The 21,830-nt window shown below is 55.5% G+C and carries 21 protein-coding genes; 9 read left to right on the top strand and 12 right to left on the bottom strand.

Going from position 1 to position 21,830, the window contains the following annotated elements:
* Positions 1–30: 30 nt before the first annotated feature.
* Positions 31–1,758 (top strand): phosphoenolpyruvate-protein phosphotransferase PtsI, encoded by a 1,728-nt coding sequence (gene ptsI / locus JHD74_RS08365; RefSeq protein WP_021178689.1) that lies wholly within the window; start codon positions 31–33, stop codon positions 1,756–1,758.
* A 49-nt stretch (positions 1,759–1,807) separates the two neighbouring features.
* Positions 1,808–2,317, top strand: a complete 510-nt coding sequence (crr, locus tag JHD74_RS08370; protein WP_021807057.1) for a PTS glucose transporter subunit IIA — start codon at positions 1,808–1,810, stop codon at positions 2,315–2,317.
* Positions 2,318–2,382: 65 nt separating this feature from the next.
* On the opposite strand, the gene pgtP is transcribed toward crr, so the two are convergent.
* Entirely contained in the window at positions 2,383–3,765 is a 1,383-nt protein-coding gene (gene pgtP / locus JHD74_RS08375) for a phosphoglycerate transporter PgtP (protein ID WP_199062378.1), read from the bottom strand.
* Positions 3,766–4,222: 457 nt separating this feature from the next.
* Between pgtP and JHD74_RS08380 the strand changes: the two genes are divergently transcribed.
* From JHD74_RS08380 to JHD74_RS08390, 3 genes are read left to right on the top strand one after another with little or no spacing between them, the layout of a single operon-like run.
* Positions 4,223–5,458 carry an ABC transporter substrate-binding protein gene (locus tag JHD74_RS08380; RefSeq protein WP_282440806.1) on the top strand — a complete coding sequence of 412 codons (1,236 nt, stop codon included), beginning with the start codon at positions 4,223–4,225 and terminating at the stop codon, positions 5,456–5,458.
* Positions 5,455–7,458, top strand: coding sequence for an ATP-binding protein (locus JHD74_RS08385; protein ID WP_199062380.1), 2,004 nt, complete (start codon positions 5,455–5,457; stop codon positions 7,456–7,458). Before JHD74_RS08380 ends, JHD74_RS08385 begins: the two co-directional genes overlap by 4 nt.
* Positions 7,452–8,696 (top strand): sigma-54 dependent transcriptional regulator, encoded by a 1,245-nt coding sequence (locus JHD74_RS08390; protein WP_199062382.1) that lies wholly within the window; start codon positions 7,452–7,454, stop codon positions 8,694–8,696. The genes JHD74_RS08385 and JHD74_RS08390 overlap by 7 nt, the downstream gene beginning before the upstream one ends.
* Here the strand turns inward: JHD74_RS08390 and JHD74_RS08395 are convergent.
* From JHD74_RS08395 to JHD74_RS08440, 10 genes are all read right to left on the bottom strand, one after another.
* Positions 8,693–10,012, bottom strand: a complete 1,320-nt coding sequence (locus JHD74_RS08395; RefSeq protein ID WP_074031472.1) for an ATP-binding protein — start codon at positions 10,010–10,012, stop codon at positions 8,693–8,695. The two genes, JHD74_RS08390 and JHD74_RS08395, sit on opposite strands and share 4 nt — an antisense overlap.
* A gap of 5 nt (positions 10,013–10,017) precedes the next feature.
* Positions 10,018–10,698, bottom strand: a complete 681-nt coding sequence (locus JHD74_RS08400) for a response regulator transcription factor (protein ID WP_024527117.1) — start codon at positions 10,696–10,698, stop codon at positions 10,018–10,020.
* A gap of 208 nt (positions 10,699–10,906) precedes the next feature.
* Positions 10,907–11,788 (bottom strand): cysteine synthase CysM, encoded by an 882-nt coding sequence (cysM, locus tag JHD74_RS08405; RefSeq protein WP_039995377.1) that lies wholly within the window; start codon positions 11,786–11,788, stop codon positions 10,907–10,909.
* Between the two features lie 68 nt (positions 11,789–11,856).
* Positions 11,857–12,945, bottom strand: coding sequence for a sulfate/thiosulfate ABC transporter ATP-binding protein CysA (cysA, locus tag JHD74_RS08410; RefSeq protein WP_024527115.1), 1,089 nt, complete (start codon positions 12,943–12,945; stop codon positions 11,857–11,859).
* Positions 12,935–13,810: a sulfate/thiosulfate ABC transporter permease CysW gene (gene cysW / locus JHD74_RS08415; RefSeq protein WP_199062384.1), complete on the bottom strand. Its 876-nt coding sequence runs from the start codon at positions 13,808–13,810 to the stop codon at positions 12,935–12,937. The genes cysA and cysW overlap by 11 nt, the downstream gene beginning before the upstream one ends.
* Entirely contained in the window at positions 13,810–14,643 is an 834-nt protein-coding gene (gene cysT / locus JHD74_RS08420; RefSeq protein WP_024527114.1) for a sulfate/thiosulfate ABC transporter permease CysT, read from the bottom strand. The genes cysW and cysT overlap by 1 nt, the downstream gene beginning before the upstream one ends.
* The gene (locus JHD74_RS08425) at positions 14,643–15,665 is read right to left on the bottom strand and encodes a sulfate ABC transporter substrate-binding protein (protein ID WP_024527113.1); all 1,023 of its coding nucleotides are present in this window, start codon (positions 15,663–15,665) and stop codon (positions 14,643–14,645) included. Before JHD74_RS08425 ends, cysT begins: the two co-directional genes overlap by 1 nt.
* Before the next feature lie 283 nt (positions 15,666–15,948).
* Positions 15,949–16,848, bottom strand: coding sequence for a Dyp-type peroxidase (locus JHD74_RS08430; RefSeq protein ID WP_074031470.1), 900 nt, complete (start codon positions 16,846–16,848; stop codon positions 15,949–15,951).
* Between the two features lie 160 nt (positions 16,849–17,008).
* Positions 17,009–17,593 carry an RpoE-regulated lipoprotein gene (locus tag JHD74_RS08435; RefSeq protein WP_024527111.1) on the bottom strand — a complete coding sequence of 195 codons (585 nt, stop codon included), beginning with the start codon at positions 17,591–17,593 and terminating at the stop codon, positions 17,009–17,011.
* Positions 17,594–17,713: 120 nt separating this feature from the next.
* Positions 17,714–18,178: a DUF2919 domain-containing protein gene (locus JHD74_RS08440; protein ID WP_024484488.1), complete on the bottom strand. Its 465-nt coding sequence runs from the start codon at positions 18,176–18,178 to the stop codon at positions 17,714–17,716.
* A gap of 158 nt (positions 18,179–18,336) precedes the next feature.
* On the opposite strand from JHD74_RS08440, the gene JHD74_RS08445 reads away from it, so the two are divergent.
* Positions 18,337–18,735, top strand: a complete 399-nt coding sequence (locus JHD74_RS08445; RefSeq protein ID WP_199062386.1) for a YgiW/YdeI family stress tolerance OB fold protein — start codon at positions 18,337–18,339, stop codon at positions 18,733–18,735.
* Positions 18,736–18,774: 39 nt separating this feature from the next.
* On the opposite strand, the gene JHD74_RS08450 is transcribed toward JHD74_RS08445, so the two are convergent.
* A complete protein-coding gene (locus JHD74_RS08450; RefSeq protein WP_024527108.1) occupies positions 18,775–19,200 on the bottom strand; it encodes a GNAT family acetyltransferase in 426 nt (141 codons plus the stop codon).
* 229 nt (positions 19,201–19,429) lie between these two features.
* On the opposite strand from JHD74_RS08450, the gene amiA reads away from it, so the two are divergent.
* From amiA to JHD74_RS08465, 3 genes are all read left to right on the top strand, one after another.
* The gene (gene amiA / locus JHD74_RS08455) at positions 19,430–20,311 is read left to right on the top strand and encodes an N-acetylmuramoyl-L-alanine amidase AmiA (RefSeq protein ID WP_199062408.1); all 882 of its coding nucleotides are present in this window, start codon (positions 19,430–19,432) and stop codon (positions 20,309–20,311) included.
* 68 nt (positions 20,312–20,379) lie between these two features.
* Positions 20,380–21,300 carry an oxygen-dependent coproporphyrinogen oxidase gene (gene hemF, locus JHD74_RS08460; RefSeq protein ID WP_199062388.1) on the top strand — a complete coding sequence of 307 codons (921 nt, stop codon included), beginning with the start codon at positions 20,380–20,382 and terminating at the stop codon, positions 21,298–21,300.
* Positions 21,300–21,755: a YaiI/YqxD family protein gene (locus JHD74_RS08465; protein ID WP_024527105.1), complete on the top strand. Its 456-nt coding sequence runs from the start codon at positions 21,300–21,302 to the stop codon at positions 21,753–21,755. The genes hemF and JHD74_RS08465 overlap by 1 nt, the downstream gene beginning before the upstream one ends.
* The last annotated feature ends 75 nt before the right edge of the window (positions 21,756–21,830 follow it).

Below are 21,830 nucleotides of genomic sequence, written 5' to 3' on the forward strand. Positions count from 1 at the left end.
GTTAACACCAGTCAAGAGTAAGGTAGGGTTATGATTTCAGGCATTTTAGTATCACCGGGTATCGCTTTTGGTAAGGCTCTCTTGCTGAAGGAAGATGAAATTGTCATCAACCGGAAAAAAATCTCTGCAGACCATGTAGAGCAGGAAATCTCACGTTTTCTGGCAGGCCGCGCCAAAGCGTCTGAACAGCTGGAAGTAATCAAAACCAAGGCAGGCGAAACCTTCGGCGAAGAAAAAGAAGCGATCTTCGAAGGCCACATCATGCTGTTGGAAGACGAAGAGCTTGAGCAGGAAATCATAGCCCTCATCAAAGACGATCTGGCGTCTGCCGATGCGGCAGCCTACACCGTGATCGAAGGCCAGGCGAAAGCGCTGGAAGAATTAGACGACGAATACCTGAAAGAGCGCGCGGCTGACGTGCGTGATATCGGTAAGCGTCTGCTGCAAAACATCCTGGGCCTGGCGATTGTCGATCTGACCGCCATTCAAGATGAGGTGATCCTGGTCGCGAAGGACCTGACACCGTCAGAAACCGCACAGCTGAACCTGGACAAAGTGCTGGGCTTCATCACCGATCTGGGTGGCCGTACTTCCCACACCTCGATCATGGCTCGCTCCCTGGAACTGCCCGCTATCGTTGGCACCAGCGACGTGACCACCCAGGTAAAAAACGGCGATTACCTGATCCTGGATGCGGTTAACAACAAGATTTACGTCAACCCGACGGCCGAGGTGATTGAACAGCTGAAAGCGGTTCATACCCAATACGTCACCGAGAAAAACGATCTGGCCAAGCTGAAAGACCTGCCGGCGATCACGCTGGACGGGCATCAGGTTGAAGTCTGTGCCAACATCGGTACCGTGCGCGACGTCGCCGGTGCGGAGCGCAATGGCGCCGAAGGTGTCGGCCTGTATCGTACCGAATTCCTGTTCATGGACCGCGACTCACTGCCAACCGAAGACGAGCAGTTCTCGGCTTACAAGGCCGTTGCGGAAGCCATGGGCTCACAGGCAGTTATCGTCCGTACCATGGACATCGGCGGCGATAAAGACCTGCCGTACATGAACCTGCCAAAAGAAGAGAACCCGTTCCTGGGCTGGCGCGCGATCCGTATCGCGATGGACCGCCGGGAAATCCTGCACGCTCAGCTGCGCGCCATTCTGCGTGCCTCTGCTTTCGGTAAACTGCGCATCATGTTCCCGATGATCATCTCGGTGGAAGAAGTGCGCGATCTGAAGGGCGAGCTGGAAACGCTGAAAGCGCAGCTGCGTGAAGAAGGCAAAGCCTTTGACGAGAGCATTGAAGTGGGCGTGATGGTGGAAACACCAGCTGCGGCAGTGATCGCTCGCCACCTGGCTAAAGAAGTCGACTTCTTTAGTATTGGGACAAACGATTTAACCCAGTATACTCTGGCAGTAGATCGCGGCAACGAGCTGATTTCTCATCTCTATAACCCGATGTCCCCATCAGTGCTTGGCCTGATCAAACAGGTTATTGATGCATCTCACGCAGAAGGCAAGTGGACCGGTATGTGCGGCGAGCTGGCTGGCGATGAGCGTGCTACACTGTTGCTTTTGGGCATGGGGCTGGATGAGTTCAGCATGAGTGCGATTGCAATCCCGCGCATCAAGAAAATTATTCGTAATACCAATTTCGAAGATGTGAAGGCATTGGCAGCGCAGGCCTTGGAACAACCAACGGCACAGGATTTGATGAACTGCGTCAATAAGTTCATCGAAGAAAAAACGCTCTGCTAAAATTCCACGACACTGGAACGCCGCCCAATTTAATGCTTAGGAGAAGATCATGGGTTTGTTCGATAAACTGAAGTCTCTGGTTTCTGATGACAAGAAAGACATGGGCACTATCGAGATCGTCGCTCCACTTTCTGGCGAGATCGTCAATATCGAAGATGTACCGGACGTCGTATTCGCCGAGAAGATCGTCGGCGATGGCATTGCTATCAAACCTGCTGGCAACAAAATGGTTGCTCCGGTTGACGGCACTATCGGTAAAATTTTCGAAACCAACCATGCGTTCTCTATCGAATCTGATAGCGGCATTGAGCTGTTCGTGCACTTTGGTATCGACACCGTTGAACTGAAAGGCGAAGGCTTCAAACGCATCGCGGAAGAAGGCCAGCGCGTCAAGAAAGGCGATGTGATTATCGAGTTCAATCTGGCCCTGCTGGAAGAGAAAGCCAAGTCTACCCTGACTCCGGTGGTTATCTCCAACATGGACGAGATCAAAGAGCTGATCAAACTGTCCGGCAGCGTCACTGTTGGCGAGACCCCGATCATCCGCATCAAGAAGTAATCGCGGTTCGATCGTAAAAATGGCGCCTTTATCGGCGCCATTTTTTTATCCAGAACTTCTAAGCCCTACTGCGCTACCAGCGGCTCCGCTTGTACCTCCTGTTGCTGTCTTTCACGCTCCAAAGCCAATACGCCACGATGTGACAGATAGCAGAACAAGATGCAGCACACCACGCCGCCCATCAGCAGATAAAAGCCTCCATGCCATCCCATGTTATCGACCATTACGCCAAACAGGCTGGTGCCCAGCGTGGCCCCAAAGATATAGCTCATAAAGCCACGCAGGCCGACGGCGGAGCCGACAGCAAAGCTGGGAACGATCTCCATCGTCTGTACCGAAGCCAGGAACTGTGGCACATAGATCAGGCAACCGACGATGGCGGCAAAGATGGTGACCATCAACAGCGAGTCACTCTTCCAGTAACCAATCAGGCAGATAAAAATCATCACCATGCAGATCATCGCCAGCGGCATACGGCGTCCCTTGAACAGCTTATCCGACAGCCACCCAGCCAACAATGTGGACGGGATCGCCGCCCATTCAAAGAACAAAAACGCGATGCTCATCTGCTCTTTGGAAAAATGTTTTTCGGTGAGCAGGTAGATGGGCAGCCAACTGATCATGCCAAAGCGCACCATGTAGACAAATACGTCCACCAGCGACACATACCAGGCATTTTTATTACGCAGGACATAAGTACAGAAGATCTGGAAGGCGCTCATATTTTCCGGTGCCTGCTCCTGCACACCGGTTTTCACCCTGATGGTTTCTTCCGGCATCATTTGTTCCAGGGCAGGCAGACCTTCACTGCGCGGGGAGCCTTTACCCAGCCACAACACCACCAAAGCAAACAGCACTGCCACGCCCGCTGGGACGATATAGCTGGCACTCTGCCAGTGTTCACTGCCCAACACCGCAAAAGCCACGCCAACGATGGGGGCCACCACCCCACCGCCGATATTGTGGGATATATTCCAAAATGCGCCAACGCGGCCGCGCTCACGGCGTGGGAACCAGTTGGCGATGGTAATGAACGAAGGGCCTACGCCCATCCCCTGGAACAGGCCGTTAAACACCACCAATGCGGCAAAGATCCAGAAAGCTGAGCTGAACCCCAAACCGACGTTGACGATGGCACACAGCACCAGGCCACAGGCCATAAACACTTTGGGATTGGCCTTATCGGCCAGGCTGCTCATCACTCCTTTGCTGATGCCGTAGGCAATCAGCATGCAACTGCTCAACATGCCGATCTGCGTCGCACTCAGATCCAGATGCTCTTTCAGGTAGGGCGTCGAAAGGGTGAAGTTGTTACGCACGATGTAATAGGCCAGGTAGCCCAAAAAGACGCTCAGTAACGCCTGCATGCGATAACGCTGGTAGGTTGCTTGCACCTGTTCTGGCGGAACACGCTTTGCCGCCGTGCTAGGTTTTAATAATGAAAACATGTTATTCCCCTGTGAGGTTTATCTGTACTGGCTCAATGCGCCTGCTATTTATTAATAACGCTCGCAGCGGATGGTGTAATTAATTTATTAATAAGACAAGCCCCGTAATATGTGTCAAAATTGACTCAAACCCAGAACAAATAAGCCCAGTTTTGACCCATCAATTAACATTACCGTTATTAACCAAAAGTCGGCTCGCTCACTCCCCCACGCTAGAGCGCTACAGCACTAAGGTTGCACACAAAGCCAGCCCATAAGTGGCAATGTTTTTGAAGGTGTTAACAGTATTGATGGTCTATCAATGGTAATATCCTGGCTTCATCAACGTTATAACCCCGGCTAAATCCTATTGGTTCACGAAAATATTTTTGTCCCAAATGTTTTGCGGGTTATTTTTATCGTCATTGCGATTTTATGAATAAGATCACAAACGATGAGGTCGAGGGAGAATTTTATTATGCGTGCAACGCTCATTTTTACGGCAATGGTCTGCTGGCTGTTATCCAGTGTCGCCGGAGCCAAAAGAAATGAACTGGTGATGGCCACTACCTTTTCACCAGAGGCAACCGCCTACCTCATCAGCCGTTGGCAAGGCCAGCCTCAGTCGGTGGTCATCCGCACGCTGAACCGCACCAGCAGTTCCCTGGAACAACTGCTCGACAGCACCGGCAGCGACAACGTCGATCTGGTACTGACCTCCTCCCCCATGCTGCTCCAGCACCTGCAACAGCATCAGCGTCTGGCAAACTATGAGGGTGCTCCGGAACAATCACAGCGGCTGGTACCTGAACCTATCCGCAATACCGCCGTGGCGGTGGCCATTTCGGGCTTTGGCCTGCTAATCAACCGCACCAATCTGGCAGAGAAACGGCTGCCGCTGCCAGACGATTGGGACGATCTGACCGATGCCCGCTACCAGGGTGCTTTGCTGATGAGCAGCCCTTCCCGCTCGGATACCAACCACCTGATGGTGGAATCGCTGTTGCAACAGCGGGGCTGGCAATCTGGCTGGCAAACGATGCTATCGGCGGCCGGTAACCTGATCACTATCTCTTCGCGCAGCTTTGGCGTGGCGGATAAAGTCAAAAGCGGCCTGGGTTCCGTTGGGCCGATTATCGATAACTACGCCAATCTACTGCTCGACGATCCGCATCTGGCCTTCCATTATTTCCCTCAGGCCGCGGCCTCCCCCACCTATATTGCCGTAACGAGCAATAGCCATTATCCCGCTGAGGCCCGGCGCTTTATACAGTTTCTGCTCAGCCCGCAGGGGCAGCGGGTCCTGGCAGATACCAGCACGGGAAAATACCCTGTGGTTCCACTGCCGGCAGATAACCCACGTTTTGCGCAACAGCAAAAGCTGTTACAGCGGCCACCGCTGAATTACTCCCTAATTTTGCAACGTCAGCGCCTGGTGCAAAAGCTGTTTGATACGGCCATCAGCTTCCGCCTGTCTCAGCTCAAGGACGCCTGGAAAGCGTTGCATGGCGCTGAAAGCCGCCTCAAACGGCCTTTGCCGGAGATCCGCGCCTTGTTGACCGCCATTCCTGTCACCCAGGCCCAAAGCGAAGATCCTCAGTACCTTAAACAGTTTGCGGCACGTAGCGAGAGTGAGCAGCAGGTCATGGAATGGCAGCTGTTCTTTCAGCAGCAGCAGAGAAAGGCCATCAAGGCGCTGGAAGAGTTGAAATGAGCCGTTTATTGCCGCGCTTCTTTAAACGCCTGACTATCAGCGCCTGCCTGCGGGGAGCCTTTCTCACCGGCGCGCTGCTGACGCTTACCGTCAGCGGGGTCAGCCTATACTCTTGGCATGAGCAAAGCTCGCAGGTCCGCTATGCGCTGGATGATTACTTTCCACGCATCCAATCTTCGTTCGTGATCGAAAGCAATCTGAACACGCTGGTCGATCAGCTCAATGAATTTTTGCAGGCCGCCAATACCAATGCCCGCCTACAGTTGAGAAATCAGATCGTCGGCCATTTGGAACAAATCGAGCAGGCCAGCATGCTGTTGGATAACCCTGAACGTCAGCAAATTCAGGCGACGCTGGCAGAAAGCCGCCAACTGTTGGGCCGATTGGACAACGCGCTGTACAACATGTTTATCGCCGGGGAAAAGGTCAATGAGATCGCCGCGCGCATCAGTTGGCTACATGATGACTTCACCACCGAGCTGAATTCGCTGGTGCAGGATTTCAGTTGGCAACAGGGGGCATTGCTCGATCAGATGGAGACAGGCTCTGGCCAGGTATTCCCCCGATTGCAGGCTAGTTTGCGCGAAGTACAAAGTGAACAACAGCAGGTCTATGCCCTGGCACGCATCGAGAACCAGATCGCCGATGCCCTGCGCGATCGCCTCAACGAGCTGCAATCCGGCGCTGAAGAGCCCACCTCGGTTGCCGAGCATGTACGTTACCTAGCCTATCTGCAAAAGACGGCGAACGAAAATATGCAGGGGTTGCAGGCTCATCCCAGTACCATCACGCTGCGGCAAACCATCGACGAACTGCTGGAGACCGGCATTGCCGAAAACAGTATGCCCGCAGCGATGAAAAACTATCATCAGGCGCAACAGGCACTTACGCTGGCCACTCAGGCCAAGGAGGCCACGCTTGCCCGCTTTCGCACACAGCTGGAATCGCAACTGAGTAACAGCCACCAGCAGATGCAGACCTTTAACCATCGCCTGGAGCAAATCATCCGCGTCAGCGGCAGGCTAATTGTGATCGCCACCCTGCTGGCGATGTTATTGGTGTATTTGCTCAATCACTACTTTATCCGTTCCCGCCTGGTCAAGCGTTTTACCCAGCTGAACCAGGTGGTGGTGCGTATCGGCCTTGGGGAAACCAACGCGGTGATCCCGGTTTACGGTGGCGATGAACTGGGCCGCATCGCACGTCTGTTGCGGCGCACCCTAGGCCAATTGAACCAGCAAAAATCCCGGCTGGAGCAGGAAATTACCGAGCGCAAGGGCATTGAGCTGCATTTGCGTGCCACGCAGGATGAGCTGGTGCAGGCCGCCAAGCTGGCCGTGGTTGGGCAGACCATGACCACCCTGGCCCATGAGATCAATCAGCCGCTGAACGCTCTATCGATGTACCTGTTTACCGCTCGTCATGCGGTGGAGAAACAACAACCAGAGGCGGCCGCGCTGGCCCTGACCAAAGCAGACGGTCTGATTGGCCGCATGGATGCCATCATCCGCATGCTGCGGCAATTCACCCGGCGAACGGAACAGGATAGCCCCTCTCAGCCCGTTGATTTGCGCCAGTCATTCATCGCCGCCTGGGAGTTGCTGGCTCTTCGCCACCAACCGCTGCACGGGGAACTGCGGCTACCGGAAGGTGCGCCAAATGTGTTAGGCGATGAGGTGCGCATTCAGCAGGTGTTGGTCAATCTGATGAGCAACGCGCTGGATGCCTGCCAGGAGCGGCCACTATTGCAGATAAGCTGGCAACGCCAGGCGTCCAGTTGGCAGATCATGCTGTGGGATAATGGGCCTGGCTGGCCGCTGGCGCGGGCTGAATCGTTACTCAAACCTTTCACCACCAGCAAATCGGTAGGTTTGGGGATTGGCCTGTCCATCTCGCTTTCGCTGATGCAGCAAATGGGCGGTAGCCTGCATCTGGCCTCTACGCTGACGCAAAACGCCTGCGTCGTTTTACAGTTTCAACCGGTGGATCAACCATGTTAAGCCAACAAGCGCAAATTCTGTTAATCGACGACGATGCCGACGTCCTAGATGCCTATACCATGCTGCTCAACCAGGCAGGCTATCAGGTTCAGGCCTGTAGTAACCCACTTAAGGCACAGGAAATGCTCGGTGAGGAGTGGCCAGGGATCGTTATCAGCGATGTCTGTATGCCTGGCTGTTCCGGAATTGAGCTGATGGCGCTACTGCTCGCTCACGATGCCTGTTTACCGGTGTTGTTGATCACTGGCCATGGCGATGTGCCGATGGCGGTTGAAGCGGTGAAAAAAGGGGCCTGGGACTTCCTGCAAAAACCGGTCAACCCGGCCCAGCTACTCGAACAGGTCGCCACCGCGCTGGCCCAGAGACGTTCTTACATTGCCCGTCGTCGTTGGCAGCAAGAACAGCTGCAGAGCAATCTGATTGGCCGTAGTGAGTGGGTAAAGCAGCTACGAGTGCGTTTGCAGCAGGTGGCCGAAACCGATTTGGCGGTTTACCTGCAAGGGGAGCTAGGGGTCGGCAGGACTTTGGCAGCCCGTTATTTACACCGTATGAGCCATCGTAGCGAACAGCCGTTGATCGTGGGTGAATTGACGCCAGGGGGTGAGGCACCGTTAGAGCAATGGATTGAGCAGGTAAGCGGCGGGACGCTGATTTTACGCCACCTTGAGCACTTGTCTATCCCCCAGCAGGCGCGGCTGATCCAGCTCCAGGGGCAAGACCCGCTCCCCTTCCGGCTGATCGGCATTGGGACTTCACCGTTGGTGGAGCTGGCCGCCGGGCATACCCTCCTGCCCGATTTCTATTACTGCTTTGCCATGACCCAAATCGCCTGCCTGCCGCTTTCTCTGCGTCCCGACGATATAGAGCCATTGTTCCGCCACTACCTGGAACAGGCCTGCCTGCGCCTTAACCATCCGTTGCCGGATCTGCCAGCCGAGTTGATTAAGCGTTTAGTCAAAAGGATATGGCCAAATAACGTGCGCGAGCTGGCCAATGCCGCAGAGCTGTTTGCCGTCGGGGTGATGCCACTGGCAGAGACCGCCAATCCGCTGTTACACGGTTCCGATCCCGCTCCGCTGGATCAGCGTATCGAAGACTATGAGCGCCAGATCATTACCGAGGCGTTGAACCTGCATCAGGGGCGGATTAATGAGGTGTCCGAGTATTTACAGATCCCGCGTAAAAAGCTCTACCTGCGGATGAAAAAGTACGGTCTGGACAAGCAGCATTATCGTTAAATTGGCCAGCGCGGTACCCGCAGCGTGATCACCAACCCCCCCTGTTCGCCATTGTGTGCCTCAACCTGCCCACCATGGGCCAGCACCACTTTGCGAGCGATCGCCAAACCCAGGCCATAGCCCTTGCCAGACATCGCCGACTTTACCCGAACGAAGGGATCAAAGATGCTGGACAGCTTCGACTCCTCCACGCCCGGCCCCTGATCGCGGACCTGGATCTGGAACAATTGGTCGATACGCGACAGCACCACCGTCACGCTCTGGCCGTGACTGGAAAAGCGCAGGGCATTACGCACAATGTTCTCAACCGCACGGCGCATCAACTCGGCATTGCCTTTTACGGTGTACTCCACGTCGGAACTGGCCTGCAACACGATCTCTACGCCGGGGATTTGCGCCTCGTAGCGCGCATCGTTAACCACCGCGTCCACCAACCCATAAAGATCGAAATACTCCTCATCATTCGACAGGCCGCTGTTCTCGGTGCGTGACAGCGCCAACAGTTCGCCGATCATCTTGTCCAACCGCCCGGCTTCATGCTCGATACGCTGCAACGAGTTCTCCACGTTACCCGGATTTTGCCGCCCCAGGCCGATGGCTAGCTGCAAGCGGGCTAATGGGGAGCGCAACTCATGGGAGACATCATGCAGCAATTGCTCACGGGCGCTAACCAATACCTCCAGCCGCTCTGCCATGCTGTCAAAGTCACGCGCCACCTCAGAAAGCTCGTCATGTCGCCGCCGCATCGCCGGGAACAGCCGCACCGCCAGATCGCCCTGCGCTACCCGCTCAAAACCGACGCGCAGTTGGCGCATCGGGCGCGTCAGGTTCCAGGCCAACATAGCGCTGAACAGCAAGCCCCCCAGCCCACCGACCCACAGCATCGGCTCCGGAATATTCAGCAAACGCCAACGCTTGGCTGGCCGATATTCGGCCCGCAGCCCCTCCACATCGTAGCTCAACAGGTAACCCTGATTGTCCGCCCCCTTGACCCACTCCACCATCTTGGTAGGCCGAGGTACCTGGCTTTGATCTGTCTGCTCGGCTGGAGGTTGGGCCATAGGCGTCACGCTAAAGAAGCGGCGCTCGACTTCAGGCCAGTCGGCGACCATCGCGTTCAATGCTGGCATGCCACCACTGTGTAACACGGAGGCCGCAGAGGTCAGTTGCAGATTGACAATGCGCCGAGCCATGTTGTTTTCCGGCGATTCATGGCGATTGCCATAGAACGCGAACGTCACCCACAGCGCCTGGGTCATGATGATAAACGTCAGCCAGAAACCGAGCAGGATTTTCCAGAACAGTCTTCCGCGCATCGGCATTACCTGATGCGGTAACCGATACTGCGCACGGTTTCAATGCTCAGTCGGTTATCGGTTAGCGCGCCCAGCTTCTGGCGGATATTGCTGATATGTACGTCCACGCTGCGATCGTAAGCCTCGCGTGGCCGCCCCAGCCCTTTCTCTGACAGTTCATCCTTCGACACTACTCGTTCAGGAGAGCGCAGCAGTAACTCCAGCAAGTTGAATTCTGAGGCGGTGAGATCAAATGCCTTACCCTGCCAGGCACTGCTGCGGGTGGACGGGTTGAGCGTCAATTCATTAAATTTCAGGGTCGAGACTTTATCCACCGCTTCCGGCTGCTCTTCAAACCGGCGCAGCACCGCACGCAGGCGTGCCACCAGTTCGCGTGGGTAACAAGGCTTGGGCACATAGTCGTCGGCCCCCATCTCCAGCCCGATCACCCGGTCGATATTGTCTCCCTTGGCCGTCAGCATGATGATCGGCAAACGGCTCTTTTTGCGAACCTCGCGCAGCACGTCGATCCCGCTCATGTCCGGCAGCATGATGTCGAGGATCATTGCGGTATAATCGCCAGAAAGCGCCCCATCCACTCCGGCCTTGCCAGTCAGCACCAGGGACGCGTTGAATCCTTCAGCCGTCAGGTATTCGCTCAGCATGGTGCCAAGTTCCAGATCGTCATCGACCAATAAAATTTTCATGCCCATTCCTCCGCTGATTTACCGCCATTTTCGCGTCTATTGTGGCTGTACGCAGCCGGTTTTACCTAATCCTTACACATTGACATTCTCCCGGCACAAATGAAAGACGGGGCTTATGGCTCAGGGGATACTCGATCTTGAGGAGATAAATGGCAGAGGTTGGGGAATAGGTAGAGAGTCTCGCTCCTCCCTACCAATTATCGCTCAGCTAGGAAAATACGCCGGTAGACAGGTAGCGGTCACCGCGATCGCAGATAATAGCGACAATGACGCTGCCAGGGTTGGCCGCAGCAACGCGCAACGCCCCAGCTACGGCTCCACCAGAGCTGACACCGCAGAAAATACCTTCCCGCTGCGCCAGTTGGCGCATGGTCTGTTCGGCTTCGCTTTGTGCCATATCCAACACCTGATCCACCAGCTCCGGGCGGAAAATACCCGGCAGATAGGCCGGTGCCCAACGGCGGATCCCCGGGATGCTGCTGCCTTCAGCAGGCTGTAAGCCAATAATATTCACCTGCGGATTTTGGCTTTTCAGGTAGCCACCAACGCCGGTAATGGTGCCGGTAGTGCCCATGCTGGAAACGAAATGAGTGATACGACCGGCGGTCTGCTGCCAGATTTCCGGGCCGGTGGTGGTGAAATGCGCGTAGGGATTATCCAGATTGTTGAACTGATCCAACACCTTGCCCTGCCCCTGTTGCTGCATCTCCAGCGCCAGGTCACGTGCCCCTTCCATCCCCTGCTCACGGCTGACCAGGATCAGTTCGGCACCATAGGCACGCATCGCCGCCTGGCGTTCCATGCTCATGTTTTCCGGCATCAGCAGCTTCAGCGTATAGCCTTTCATTGCACAGATCATCGCCAGCGCGATGCCGGTATTGCCACTGGTGGCCTCGATCAGCGTATCGCCCGGCTGGATTTCACCACGCAGTTCCGCCTGCTGGATCATCCCCAGCGCGGCCCGATCCTTGACCGACCCCGCCGGATTGTTGCCCTCCAGCTTGAGCCAGATTTCACTGTCCAGCCCTTCGGCCAGTCGTTGTAGTTTTACTAACGGTGTATTACCGATGCATTGTTCCAGCGTGGTCACAATCATTGCCTGCGTATAATGTAAAAAGGCAACCCTGGGTTGCCTTAAATGGGAATGGTTAGAAATTATCAGGCGCTTTTCGCTAACGCAACCGGTTGTAACAGTTGTTCACCGGCGTAGAGGCGGGCATTCAGGCTGCCAACGTAGTAACGGTCCCCGCGCGCCGGTGCAACATGACCTTCTGACATAATCACGCTGATAGGTTCCTGATGCCAGCCAATCGGCTGCACGGTCAACTGCCAGAAGTGGCCACGCGGGCTGACTTCCAACACCTGTACCGGTAATGGGCAACGGGCGCTGCAATCGGTGCCGATCTCCATTTCCCACGGGCGCAGGAACAGATCGACGCTGCCTTGGTGCATTGGCTGGAACGACAGCGGCCATTGGTGAGCGCCCACAAACAGCTGTGAACCGCGGATTTCGCCGTTCAGGCGGTTAACTTCGCCCATAAACTCCAGCACGAAACGGGTCGCGGGCTCACGCATGATCTCGGTCGGTGAACCTACCTGCTCGATATTCCCCTGGCTCATCACCACGATGCGATCGGCGACTTCCATCGCTTCTTCCTGATCGTGAGTCACGAACACGCTGGTGAATTTCAGTTCTTCATGCAGTTGACGCAGCCAGCGGCGCAGTTCTTTACGCACCTGGGCATCCAGCGCACCAAACGGCTCGTCCAACAGCAGGATCTGGGGTTCCACCGCCAGCGCGCGCGCCAAGGCGACACGTTGCTTCTGGCCGCCGGAAAGCTGTGAAGGGTAGCGGTTAGCCAGATGACCCAACTGCACCATCTCCAGCAACTGCTCCACTTTTTGTTTGATCGCCGCCGCATTCGGACGTTCACGGCGTGGCAGCACGCTCAGGCCAAAGGCGATATTGTCGAAAACCGTCATATGGCGGAACAGCGCGTAGTGTTGGAACACGAAGCCGACGCGACGATCGCGCGCATGCACGCGGCTGACGTCGGTGCCGTGGAAACCCAGCTTACCGCTGCTCTGGCTTTCCAGCCCGGCGATAATACGCAGCAAGGTGGTCTTGCCCGAACCGGATGGGCCTAACAGCGCCACCATCTCACCGGAAGGAATATCGAGCGAGATATCGTTCAATACCTTGGTACGGCCAAAAGACTTGTTGATACCGTTAATCTCAATGCTCATGATTTTCCTCCCGCTCGAGACGCGCATCCTGACGCGCCAGGCGCCATTGCAGTCCACTTTTCAGAAATAGGGTGACTATCGCCATCAGGGTCAACAGTGCCGCAGCGGTAAACGCCCCAGCGGTGTTGTAATCCTGATGCAGTAATTCCACTTGCAGTGGCAAGGTATAGGTTTCGCCACGGATAGAACCGGACACCACTGATACCGCACCAAACTCGCCAATCGCGCGGGCGTTGGTCAGCACCACGCCATACAACAATGCCCAGCGGATGTTCGGTAAGGTGACGCGGCGGAACATCTGCCAACCGGAAGCGCCCAACAGCACCGCGGCCTCGTCTTCCTGGCTGCCCTGGCTCATCATCAGCGGCACCAGTTCACGGACCACAAACGGGCAGGTCACGAATATTGTCACCAGCACCATGCCCGGCCAGGCGAACATCAGTTGGATATTATGGGCATCCAGCCAGCCGCCAATCGGGCCGTTGGTGCCGTAAAACAGCAGATACAGCAGCCCCGCGACCACCGGCGACACCGCAAACGGCATATCGAACAGCGTCAGCAGCAGTTGGCGGCCAGGGAAGGTAAAGCGCGTCACCAGCCAGGCCAGCAAAGTACCGAACACCAGGTTGACTGGCACGGTGATTAGCGCCACCAGCACCGTCAACCAAATGGCGTGCAGCATGTCCGGGTCCGAAAGGTTATGCCACACGGCACCCACGCCGGAGGAAAATGCCTCGATAAAGATCATCACCATCGGCACGACCAGCAGCAGGATGGAGAACAGCGCACCGATGGCAATCAGCGTCCATTTCCCCCAATTCACGCGTGGGCGCTCTGCGCCGTTCAGGGCGGTAACATCAGCCATCAGTGCCCTCCAATTCGGCGGCCAAAGCGGCTCTGTAAGGTGTTAATGGCAAACAACAACAGCAGTGATGCCGCCAGGATCACCGAGGCAATCGCACTGGCTGCCGGGTAATCGAACTCCTGTAAGCGCACAAAAATCATCAATGAGGTCACTTCGGTTTTCCAGGCGATGTTGCCAGCGATAAATATCACCGCACCAAATTCTCCCAGACTGCGGGTAAACGACAACGCCGTCCCGGCGAGCAGCGCTGGCGCAACCTCTGGCAATACCACGCGGCGGAAGCTCTGCCAGCGGGTAGCCCCGAGCGTTTCAGCGGCCTCTTCATATTCCGGCCCCAACTCTTCCAGCACCGGTTGCACCGTGCGCACCACGAAAGGAATGCTGGTAAAGGCCATCGCCACCGCAATCCCCAACCAGGTGAAGGAAACCTTGATATCAAAATGAGCCAGCCATTGGCCGTACCAACCGGTGGTAGAAAACAGCCCTGCCAAGGTCAGGCCGGCCACAGCTGTAGGCAATGCAAACGGCAAATCCATCAGGCCATCCAGCAAGGAACGGCCGGGGAACTCGTAACGAGTGAGGATCCAGGCCATCAGCATGCCAAACACCGCGTTGAAAATGCTGGCAACTCCGGCTGCCAGCAGCGTCACTTTATAGGCCGCGACGACCTGCGGATTGGTGATCACTTCCCAATACTGTGCCAGACTCATCTGCGCCAACTGCATCACCAGCGCGCTGAGCGGCAACAACAAAATCAGGCAGGTGAAAAGCAGACTGCTTCCCAAACTGAGAGTAAACCCAGGCAGAACCCGCTTGCTGGCCATCGAAAACATTACTTATGCCCTGCCGCTAACAGTTGGTCCAATTCTCCGCCGGTTGCAAAGTGGGCACTCATCACCTGTGGCCAGCCACCGAACTGATCTTCCACGCTGAACAGCTTGGTCTCAGGGAACTGGCCTTTGGCCGCCGCCATCACCTGTGGGTCATTGACGCGATAGTAGAAGCTGGTGATCAGTTTCTGGGCCGCCGGACTGTAGAGATAGTTCAGGTATTCTTTGGCCACCTGCTCGGTGCCGTTTTTCTCGACGTTTTTGTCCACCCAGGCCACCGGGAACTCCGCCAGAATATCAACCGGCGGCACGATCACTTCATATTTGTCTGCGCCGTACTGCTTGCGGATATTGTTCACTTCGGATTCAAAGCTGATCAGCACGTCGCCCAGGCCACGCTCGACAAAGGTCGTCGTTGCACCACGGCCACCGGTATCAAACACCACCACGTTTTTCAGGAAACGGGTCATGAACTCGCGGGTCTTGGCCTGATCGTTGCCGTCAGCCTGGCTGGCAGCGCCCCAGGCGGCCAGATAGGTATAGCGGCCATTTCCGGAGGTTTTCGGGTTCGGGAATACCAGCTTCACGTCATCACGCACCAGATCGCTCCAGGTGTGGATGCCTTTCGGGTTGTCCTTGCGCACCAGGAACGCCATGGTGGAATAGAAGGGAGAGCTGTTGTTCGGCAGGCGTTGCTGCCAATCTGCCGGGATCAGTTGGCCGCGATCGTGCAGGATTTGCACATCACTGACCTGGTTATAGGTGACCACATCGGCACGCAGCCCCTGCAAGATCGCCAGCGCCTGTTTGGAAGAACCGGCGTGGGACTGTTTGATGGTCAGTTTGTCGTTCGGATGCTGCTGATCCCACTGTTTTTCAAAGCCAGGGTTCAGCGCAGCAAACAGTTCGCGGGAGACGTCATAAGAGCTGTTGAGCAATTCTGCCGCCGAAACCGTACCGCTGGCTAACAATGCCGCCACCAGCCAACCTTTCAACAGCGTATTTCTAACCCGGGAATGTTCCATTGCGCACCTTATCACTGAGTCTTACCGCCGGGCTGATGCCCTGATATTGACCAGTGTATTTATAACTTGATGCAGACCTGTAACGCTTTTATATACCGTTTAGTGATTTTCAAGCATCAAACGCTATAAGGCAGGAGGGGAGCGGTTCACCGCAGAGGGAGGGAAAGCCCGGAGCCAGAAGAACTGGCCCAGAGAATGACAATGTTGATGAATTTATTGTAGGGGTGCCGCATGCTGCGCCCGTTTAACAGCGTGCTATACCCCTACATAAAAGCCAATTACATCAAAGCGACATCAGACGCGTCAGCGAAGGGGCAAAGTAGTAGCTCCCGGTCACCGCGCGGCTGAAACGCAGCATCGCGTCGTGTTTGCCGTCCAGCTCGCCGAACATGCTTAACAGCTGCTGTTCGATATTATGCAGGCGCGCGCAATAGGCGATGAAATACAGGCCATGTTTGCCGCTGGCGGAGCCATAAGGCAGGCTCTGGCGCAAAATTTTCAGCCCTTTGCCGTCTTCTTTCAGATCGACACGGCTGACGTGCGAGGTATCTGGCCGTTGATCCGGCGGCAGTTCTTCACTGTCTTGTTTGGTACGGCCAATGATCTGTTCCTGCTGTTCGGTAGTGAAACGCTGCCACTGGCGCAGGTTGTGCTCGTAACGCTGTACCAGCACGTAGCTGCCACCTTCGTCTTCTTCGCCAGCGCCAATCACCGCGACTTCCGGGCGTTGTTCGCCCTGCGGATTTTCGGTACCGTCGATAAAGCCGCTCAGATCGCGCTCTTCTACCCAGCGGAAACCGTGCGTTTCTTCTTCAATACGAATGGTGTTACCAAACGCGGCCAAGGCGGCCTGCGCCAGGGTGAAGTTAACGTCATGACGCAGCGATTGAATATGGATCAGCATATCGCGTTGGGTGGCCGGTGCCAGCCCTTTGCCCAACGGCGTGAAAGGCTTCAGCTCTTTGGCACCCTGGCCATTGGAGAGATCATGCCAAACGTCGGAGCCAAAAGCGATAACCGCACCTAAGTGGGCATCTGGAAACTGTTGCTGCAACTCGCCAAGCACCTGACAAAACTGTTTGCAACCTTGGCGCAGATCGACGAATTCGCCCTGTACCATCGCTTCCATAAAAATACCAAAACGGCAGTGTTCCAGCAGGATGCCGCTCTGAACCTGTGTCATGTTGATTTCCTCAAGACCTGAATCGGGTAACAGGTTGCCCTGTTATAAACGCGCAATATCATAACGCACAGCAGGCTGATTGCCTTGCCCGAACGCAAAGAAAATAGGGATTTAACGCCAAACGAGGCAGGCACACCGCAAGGTGCGCCCGCAATGAGAATTATTGTGCTTTGGCATGCCAGACGATTTTACTCACCGTCCAGCTCTGCAGAGTATCGTCCGGTGGGATCAGGTCCTGCGGGCCAGCCCATTTACCACTGAAGATATAGCTGACATTGCGGCTTTGCTGTGCCACACACTCGACCTTGCCAGCATCCTCACCTTCGGCTGGTTTACAGGCGCCGTAGGCCTTGTTGAACAGTTCACTAAACGGCGTACCCAACTTGCTGCCCCATTCGGTGGCGATCTTGGCATCCATCACGTCAATGCGCTGCACGTGGCCTTTAGGCTCCCCGGTGATCACCAGCTTCACGTCATCGCCGTCCAATGCCTGGAAGTAGGAAACAATCTGCCCTTGATTGGTCGCCATCCCGCCACGCATGCGGTAATTGTTATTCAGGCCCTTGCCAATCGCCGCTTCCGTCATGGGGGTACCAGCCCCCACATCACCGACGCCTTTAGCACTGACCTCTACGCTGCCGCCAAACCAGTTGAACGGCGACAGGCTTGACCAGGAGAAGTTTGACATGGCCGAACAGCCGGTCAACAACAGCGGTAGCCCTAACAACAGTGGGCGAATATTCATTCATAGCTCCTTAACATCAAAGACATCGGCGATATGCAGCCTCTCATAACCACTGTGGCTGCGCCATCAATTGCCAGATTGGAGTGCGTAAATTGGGAAAAGTGCCGCAACTTTTAACAATTAACCCGCCTCATCCTGCGGGATAAAACAGGCTTTCAAGCGCCGATTCATTAACAGATACCCCATCGCCAGCACATCCAACAGCGCCAGCAGGAGATCCAACGGAGGTTCATTGCTGTCTTGCTGCCACAGGCTGTACAGCGAGCCGAGCAGCGCTGCCGCCAGCGAAACTATCAGTACCCAACGCCAACTACGCCACAGACGTGGCCAATGCTGGCGGCGGCCAGCAATCAAAAAGGCCAGCGCCGCAGGCAGCCCAAGCGCAATACCGTACCAAAAGCGCTGAGTATCTGGATAGAACAGTTGTAACAAGCCAGCACCCTGATCGCGTGAGGTGCCCGCCATCACAAACAGTAGCCAGGTACGAGCCTGTAAGATCAGTACGCCCCAAAACCACAGCGGCAACCGTAACATACCGTGCTGATCGTAATCGTCCGGTGAAAACCGGTGTGTTGACGCCTTCAAAGACTTTTCCTTGCCGATGTTATGATTACCCTTGCAAATGGCGACGGTGGCCACCATTTTCAATCTCCAGCTTAAGAAGCTCTTAAGATCCTTATGGTTTAATCAGGTTATGTCCCGCTAACGGGAAATCATTCAGACCACTGATAAGGAAGATCCAGATGAAAAAGATCGCTTTACTCACACTCATCGCATTATGCAGCGCACCGGTTCTAGCTCAACAGGGCGGGTTCCTCGACCCCAACGCGACACCGGCTCAAACGCAAACCAGCCCGCAAGGTGGCTTTTCTGGCCCTAGCGCCACACTGACCACGGTAGATAAGGTCAAATCGTTGAGCGATGATACCTGGGTGATGTTGCAGGGCAATATCGAACAGCGCGTGGGGGATGACACCTACACCTTCCGCGACGCCACCGGCACGCTGACGGTAGAGATCGACAGAAAGCGCTGGAACGGCCAGACCATCACCCCAAAAGACAAGGTACAGTTGGAAGGGAAAGTGGATAAGGACTGGAACAACGTGGAAGTCGATGTGAAAAACATCAAAAAACTGCCTTGAACCAGGGCTTGGGGGCGGTGGTAACCACCGCCCTGACGATCAATACTCTTGATCTTCGATCAGGCGTTTCCCCAGACTGGTGATCGCCTGAATTTCGTAGCCGAGCTTTTCATACATTTCGATCACGGTGTCGTTATCTTCACGCACCATCAGCTGAATTTTTGGGCAACCGCGCGCAATCAGCTTTTTCTCCAGCCGATTAATCAACGCATTGGCAATGCCTCGCCCGCGATAGTCTGGATGAACGCCCAGATAATACGCCGAGCCACGGTGGCCGTCGTAACCCCCCATCACCGAGCCCACCACCTCGCCGCCCACTTCCGCGACCAAAAACAGATCAGGATCGTGGTTCAGTTTGCGTTCAATATCCATCTCGGGATCGTTCCATGGTCGCAATAGGTCGCAACGCTCCCATAGGGTGATGACCTCTTCAAAGTCGTCTTGCCGAAATACGCGAATTTCCATCGTTGCTCGCTACTGTTAATTAACTTATTTAATACCCTATGGATTTCAAGCTGCAGCGTGAAAGACGACGGGTATATCTGATTATTACGTAATTATTGACTGATACCCGCCGTCTTTCAAGCCGCAGGGTTTTGTCAGGTAATAAATGGCAATAGTTATCAAGTCGATTAATGAGTATCAATACGCTATAACGTCGCGAAATAGATTGATCGAGTTGGAGCCGCGCGTGATGAATAAACAGAGCAAAACCTACCTCAATTTCAGCCCCCTCACCGCTTCATCGACCCGTCGCCAACTGCTGCTCTCCGGCCTGGCCCTGGCCCTGCTCGGGGGGAAAACCTCAGCCACCCAGGCAAATATGCTGCAACCCAAGCCGCACAGTAAACCACTCCCCAAGGCCACGGGGAGCAGAAGAGTGGTGATGATCGATCCCGGTCACGGCGGTATCGACTCCGGTGCGGTGGGCCATGAAGGCTCACAGGAAAAACACGTGGTGCTGGAAATTGCCAACCACGTGCGGCGTTTTTTGCATGAGCACGAACACGTTGAAGCCCGGCTGACCAGGGAAGAGGACGAATTTATCCCGTTGTTCCAGCGCGTGGAAATCGCCCACCAGCATCAGGCCGATCTGTTTATCTCGATCCATGCCGATGGATTTACCAGCCCGGATGCCGCCGGTGCTTCGGTGTTTGCCCTTTCCAACCGTGGAGCCAGCAGCGCAATGGCACGCTATCTCTCCAATAAGGAAAACGCTGCCGATGACGTCGCGGGGGGCAAATACAAAGATCAGGATAACTATCTACAGCAGGTGTTGTTCGATCTGGTGCAAACCGACACCATCAACAACAGCCTGACCCTGGGCCGCCACGTGCTGGGCCAGATCCGCCCGGTTCACCGCCTGCATAGCGAAAGCACCGAACAGGCGGCGTTTGCCGTATTAAAGTCCCCTTCAATTCCTTCGGTGTTGGTAGAAACCTCGTTTATCACCAACCCCGGTGAGGAGCGCCTGTTAGGCACCACCGCCTTTCGCGAAAAAATTGCCCGCGCCATCGCCGACGGCGTGATCAACTTCTTCCAATATTACGACGCACACCAACGTAAGCCGCGCTAGACCTGCAAAATACGGGGCGAGAAGGTATACTTGTCGCCCCGTTCAGTTACCCGTTGCGAATAACCTGTATGAGTTTACCCACCATTGCCGCAGTAAAATCCTTCCTGCTGGCGTTGCAAGATAATATTTGTGAGCACTTGGCCCAGGCTGATGGCGGCGCCGCTTTTAAGGAAGATCGCTGGACGCGTGAGGAAGGCGGCGGTGGCCGTAGCCGGGTGCTGACCAACGGTAAGGTGTTCGAACAGGCAGGAGTAAACTTTTCCCACGTTTCCGGTGCCACACTGCCCGCCTCAGCCACCGCGCATCGTCCCGAACTGGCCGGGCGCAGCTTTCAGGCGATGGGCGTATCGCTGGTGATCCATCCGCTCAGCCCCTATATACCCACCAGCCATGCCAACGTGCGCTTCTTTATTGCGGAAAAACCGGGTGAAGAGCCCGTTTGGTGGTTTGGCGGTGGCTTTGACCTAACGCCCTTCTATGGTTTTACCGAGGACGCCGTTCACTGGCACCGCACCGCGCAACAACTCTGCGCCCCCTTCGGTGACGATGTGTACCCAAAATACAAGAAGTGGTGCGATGACTATTTCTTTATCAAACACCGTAATGAAGCCCGCGGCATCGGCGGCCTATTCTTTGACGATCTGAATACCCCGGATTTCGAAAGCTGTTTCGCGTTTACCCAGGCGGTAGGTGAAGGTTTCCTGGAGGCCTATCTGCCGATCGTGGAAAGACGTAAAGCACTGCCTTGGGGCGACAACGAACGCCAGTTTCAGTTGTATCGCCGTGGCCGCTATGTCGAGTTTAATCTGGTGTGGGATCGCGGTACGCTGTTCGGCCTGCAAACCGGGGGGCGCACCGAATCGATCCTGATGTCGATGCCGCCTTTGGTGCGTTGGGAATATAACTTCCAGCCTGCAACCGACAGCCCGGAAGCCGCGCTATACCGTGACTTTCTGCCAGTGCGCGACTGGCTACAGGAGCAAGAATAATGCAGATTTGGGTCGATGCCGACGCCTGTCCAAACGTGATCAAAGAAGTGCTGTTCCGTGCCGCAGATCGCGCGGCGATGCCAGTTACCCTGGTGGCTAATCAGCCTTTGCGCACGCCCCCTTCGAAATTTATCCGCACCTTGCAGGTTGCTGCAGGATTTGACGTGGCGGATAACGAAATCGTGCGCCGCTGTGAAAAAGGCGATCTGGTGATCACCGCGGATATCCCGCTGGCCGCCGAAGTGATAGAAAAAGGCGCTATCGCCCTGAATCCTCGCGGTGAGCGTTATACGCCAGACACCATTCGTGAACGCCTGAATATGCGTGATTTTATGGATACCCTGCGCTCCAGCGGGATCCAGACCGGGGGGCCGAACACCCTCAACCAGCGCGATCGCCAGCAGTTTGCCAATGAGTTGGACAAGTGGCTGCAGCAGGCGAAACGGGCCAATTAGCACCGAGATTACCCCTCACCCTAACCCTCTCCCCAAGGAGAGGGAACCGAACGTGCCACCAATTAGCTTCCGTAT

The organism is Serratia sp. ASV30, assembly GCF_016428815.1.
In the GTDB taxonomy this organism is placed as follows: domain Bacteria; phylum Pseudomonadota; class Gammaproteobacteria; order Enterobacterales; family Enterobacteriaceae; genus Chania; species Chania fonticola_C.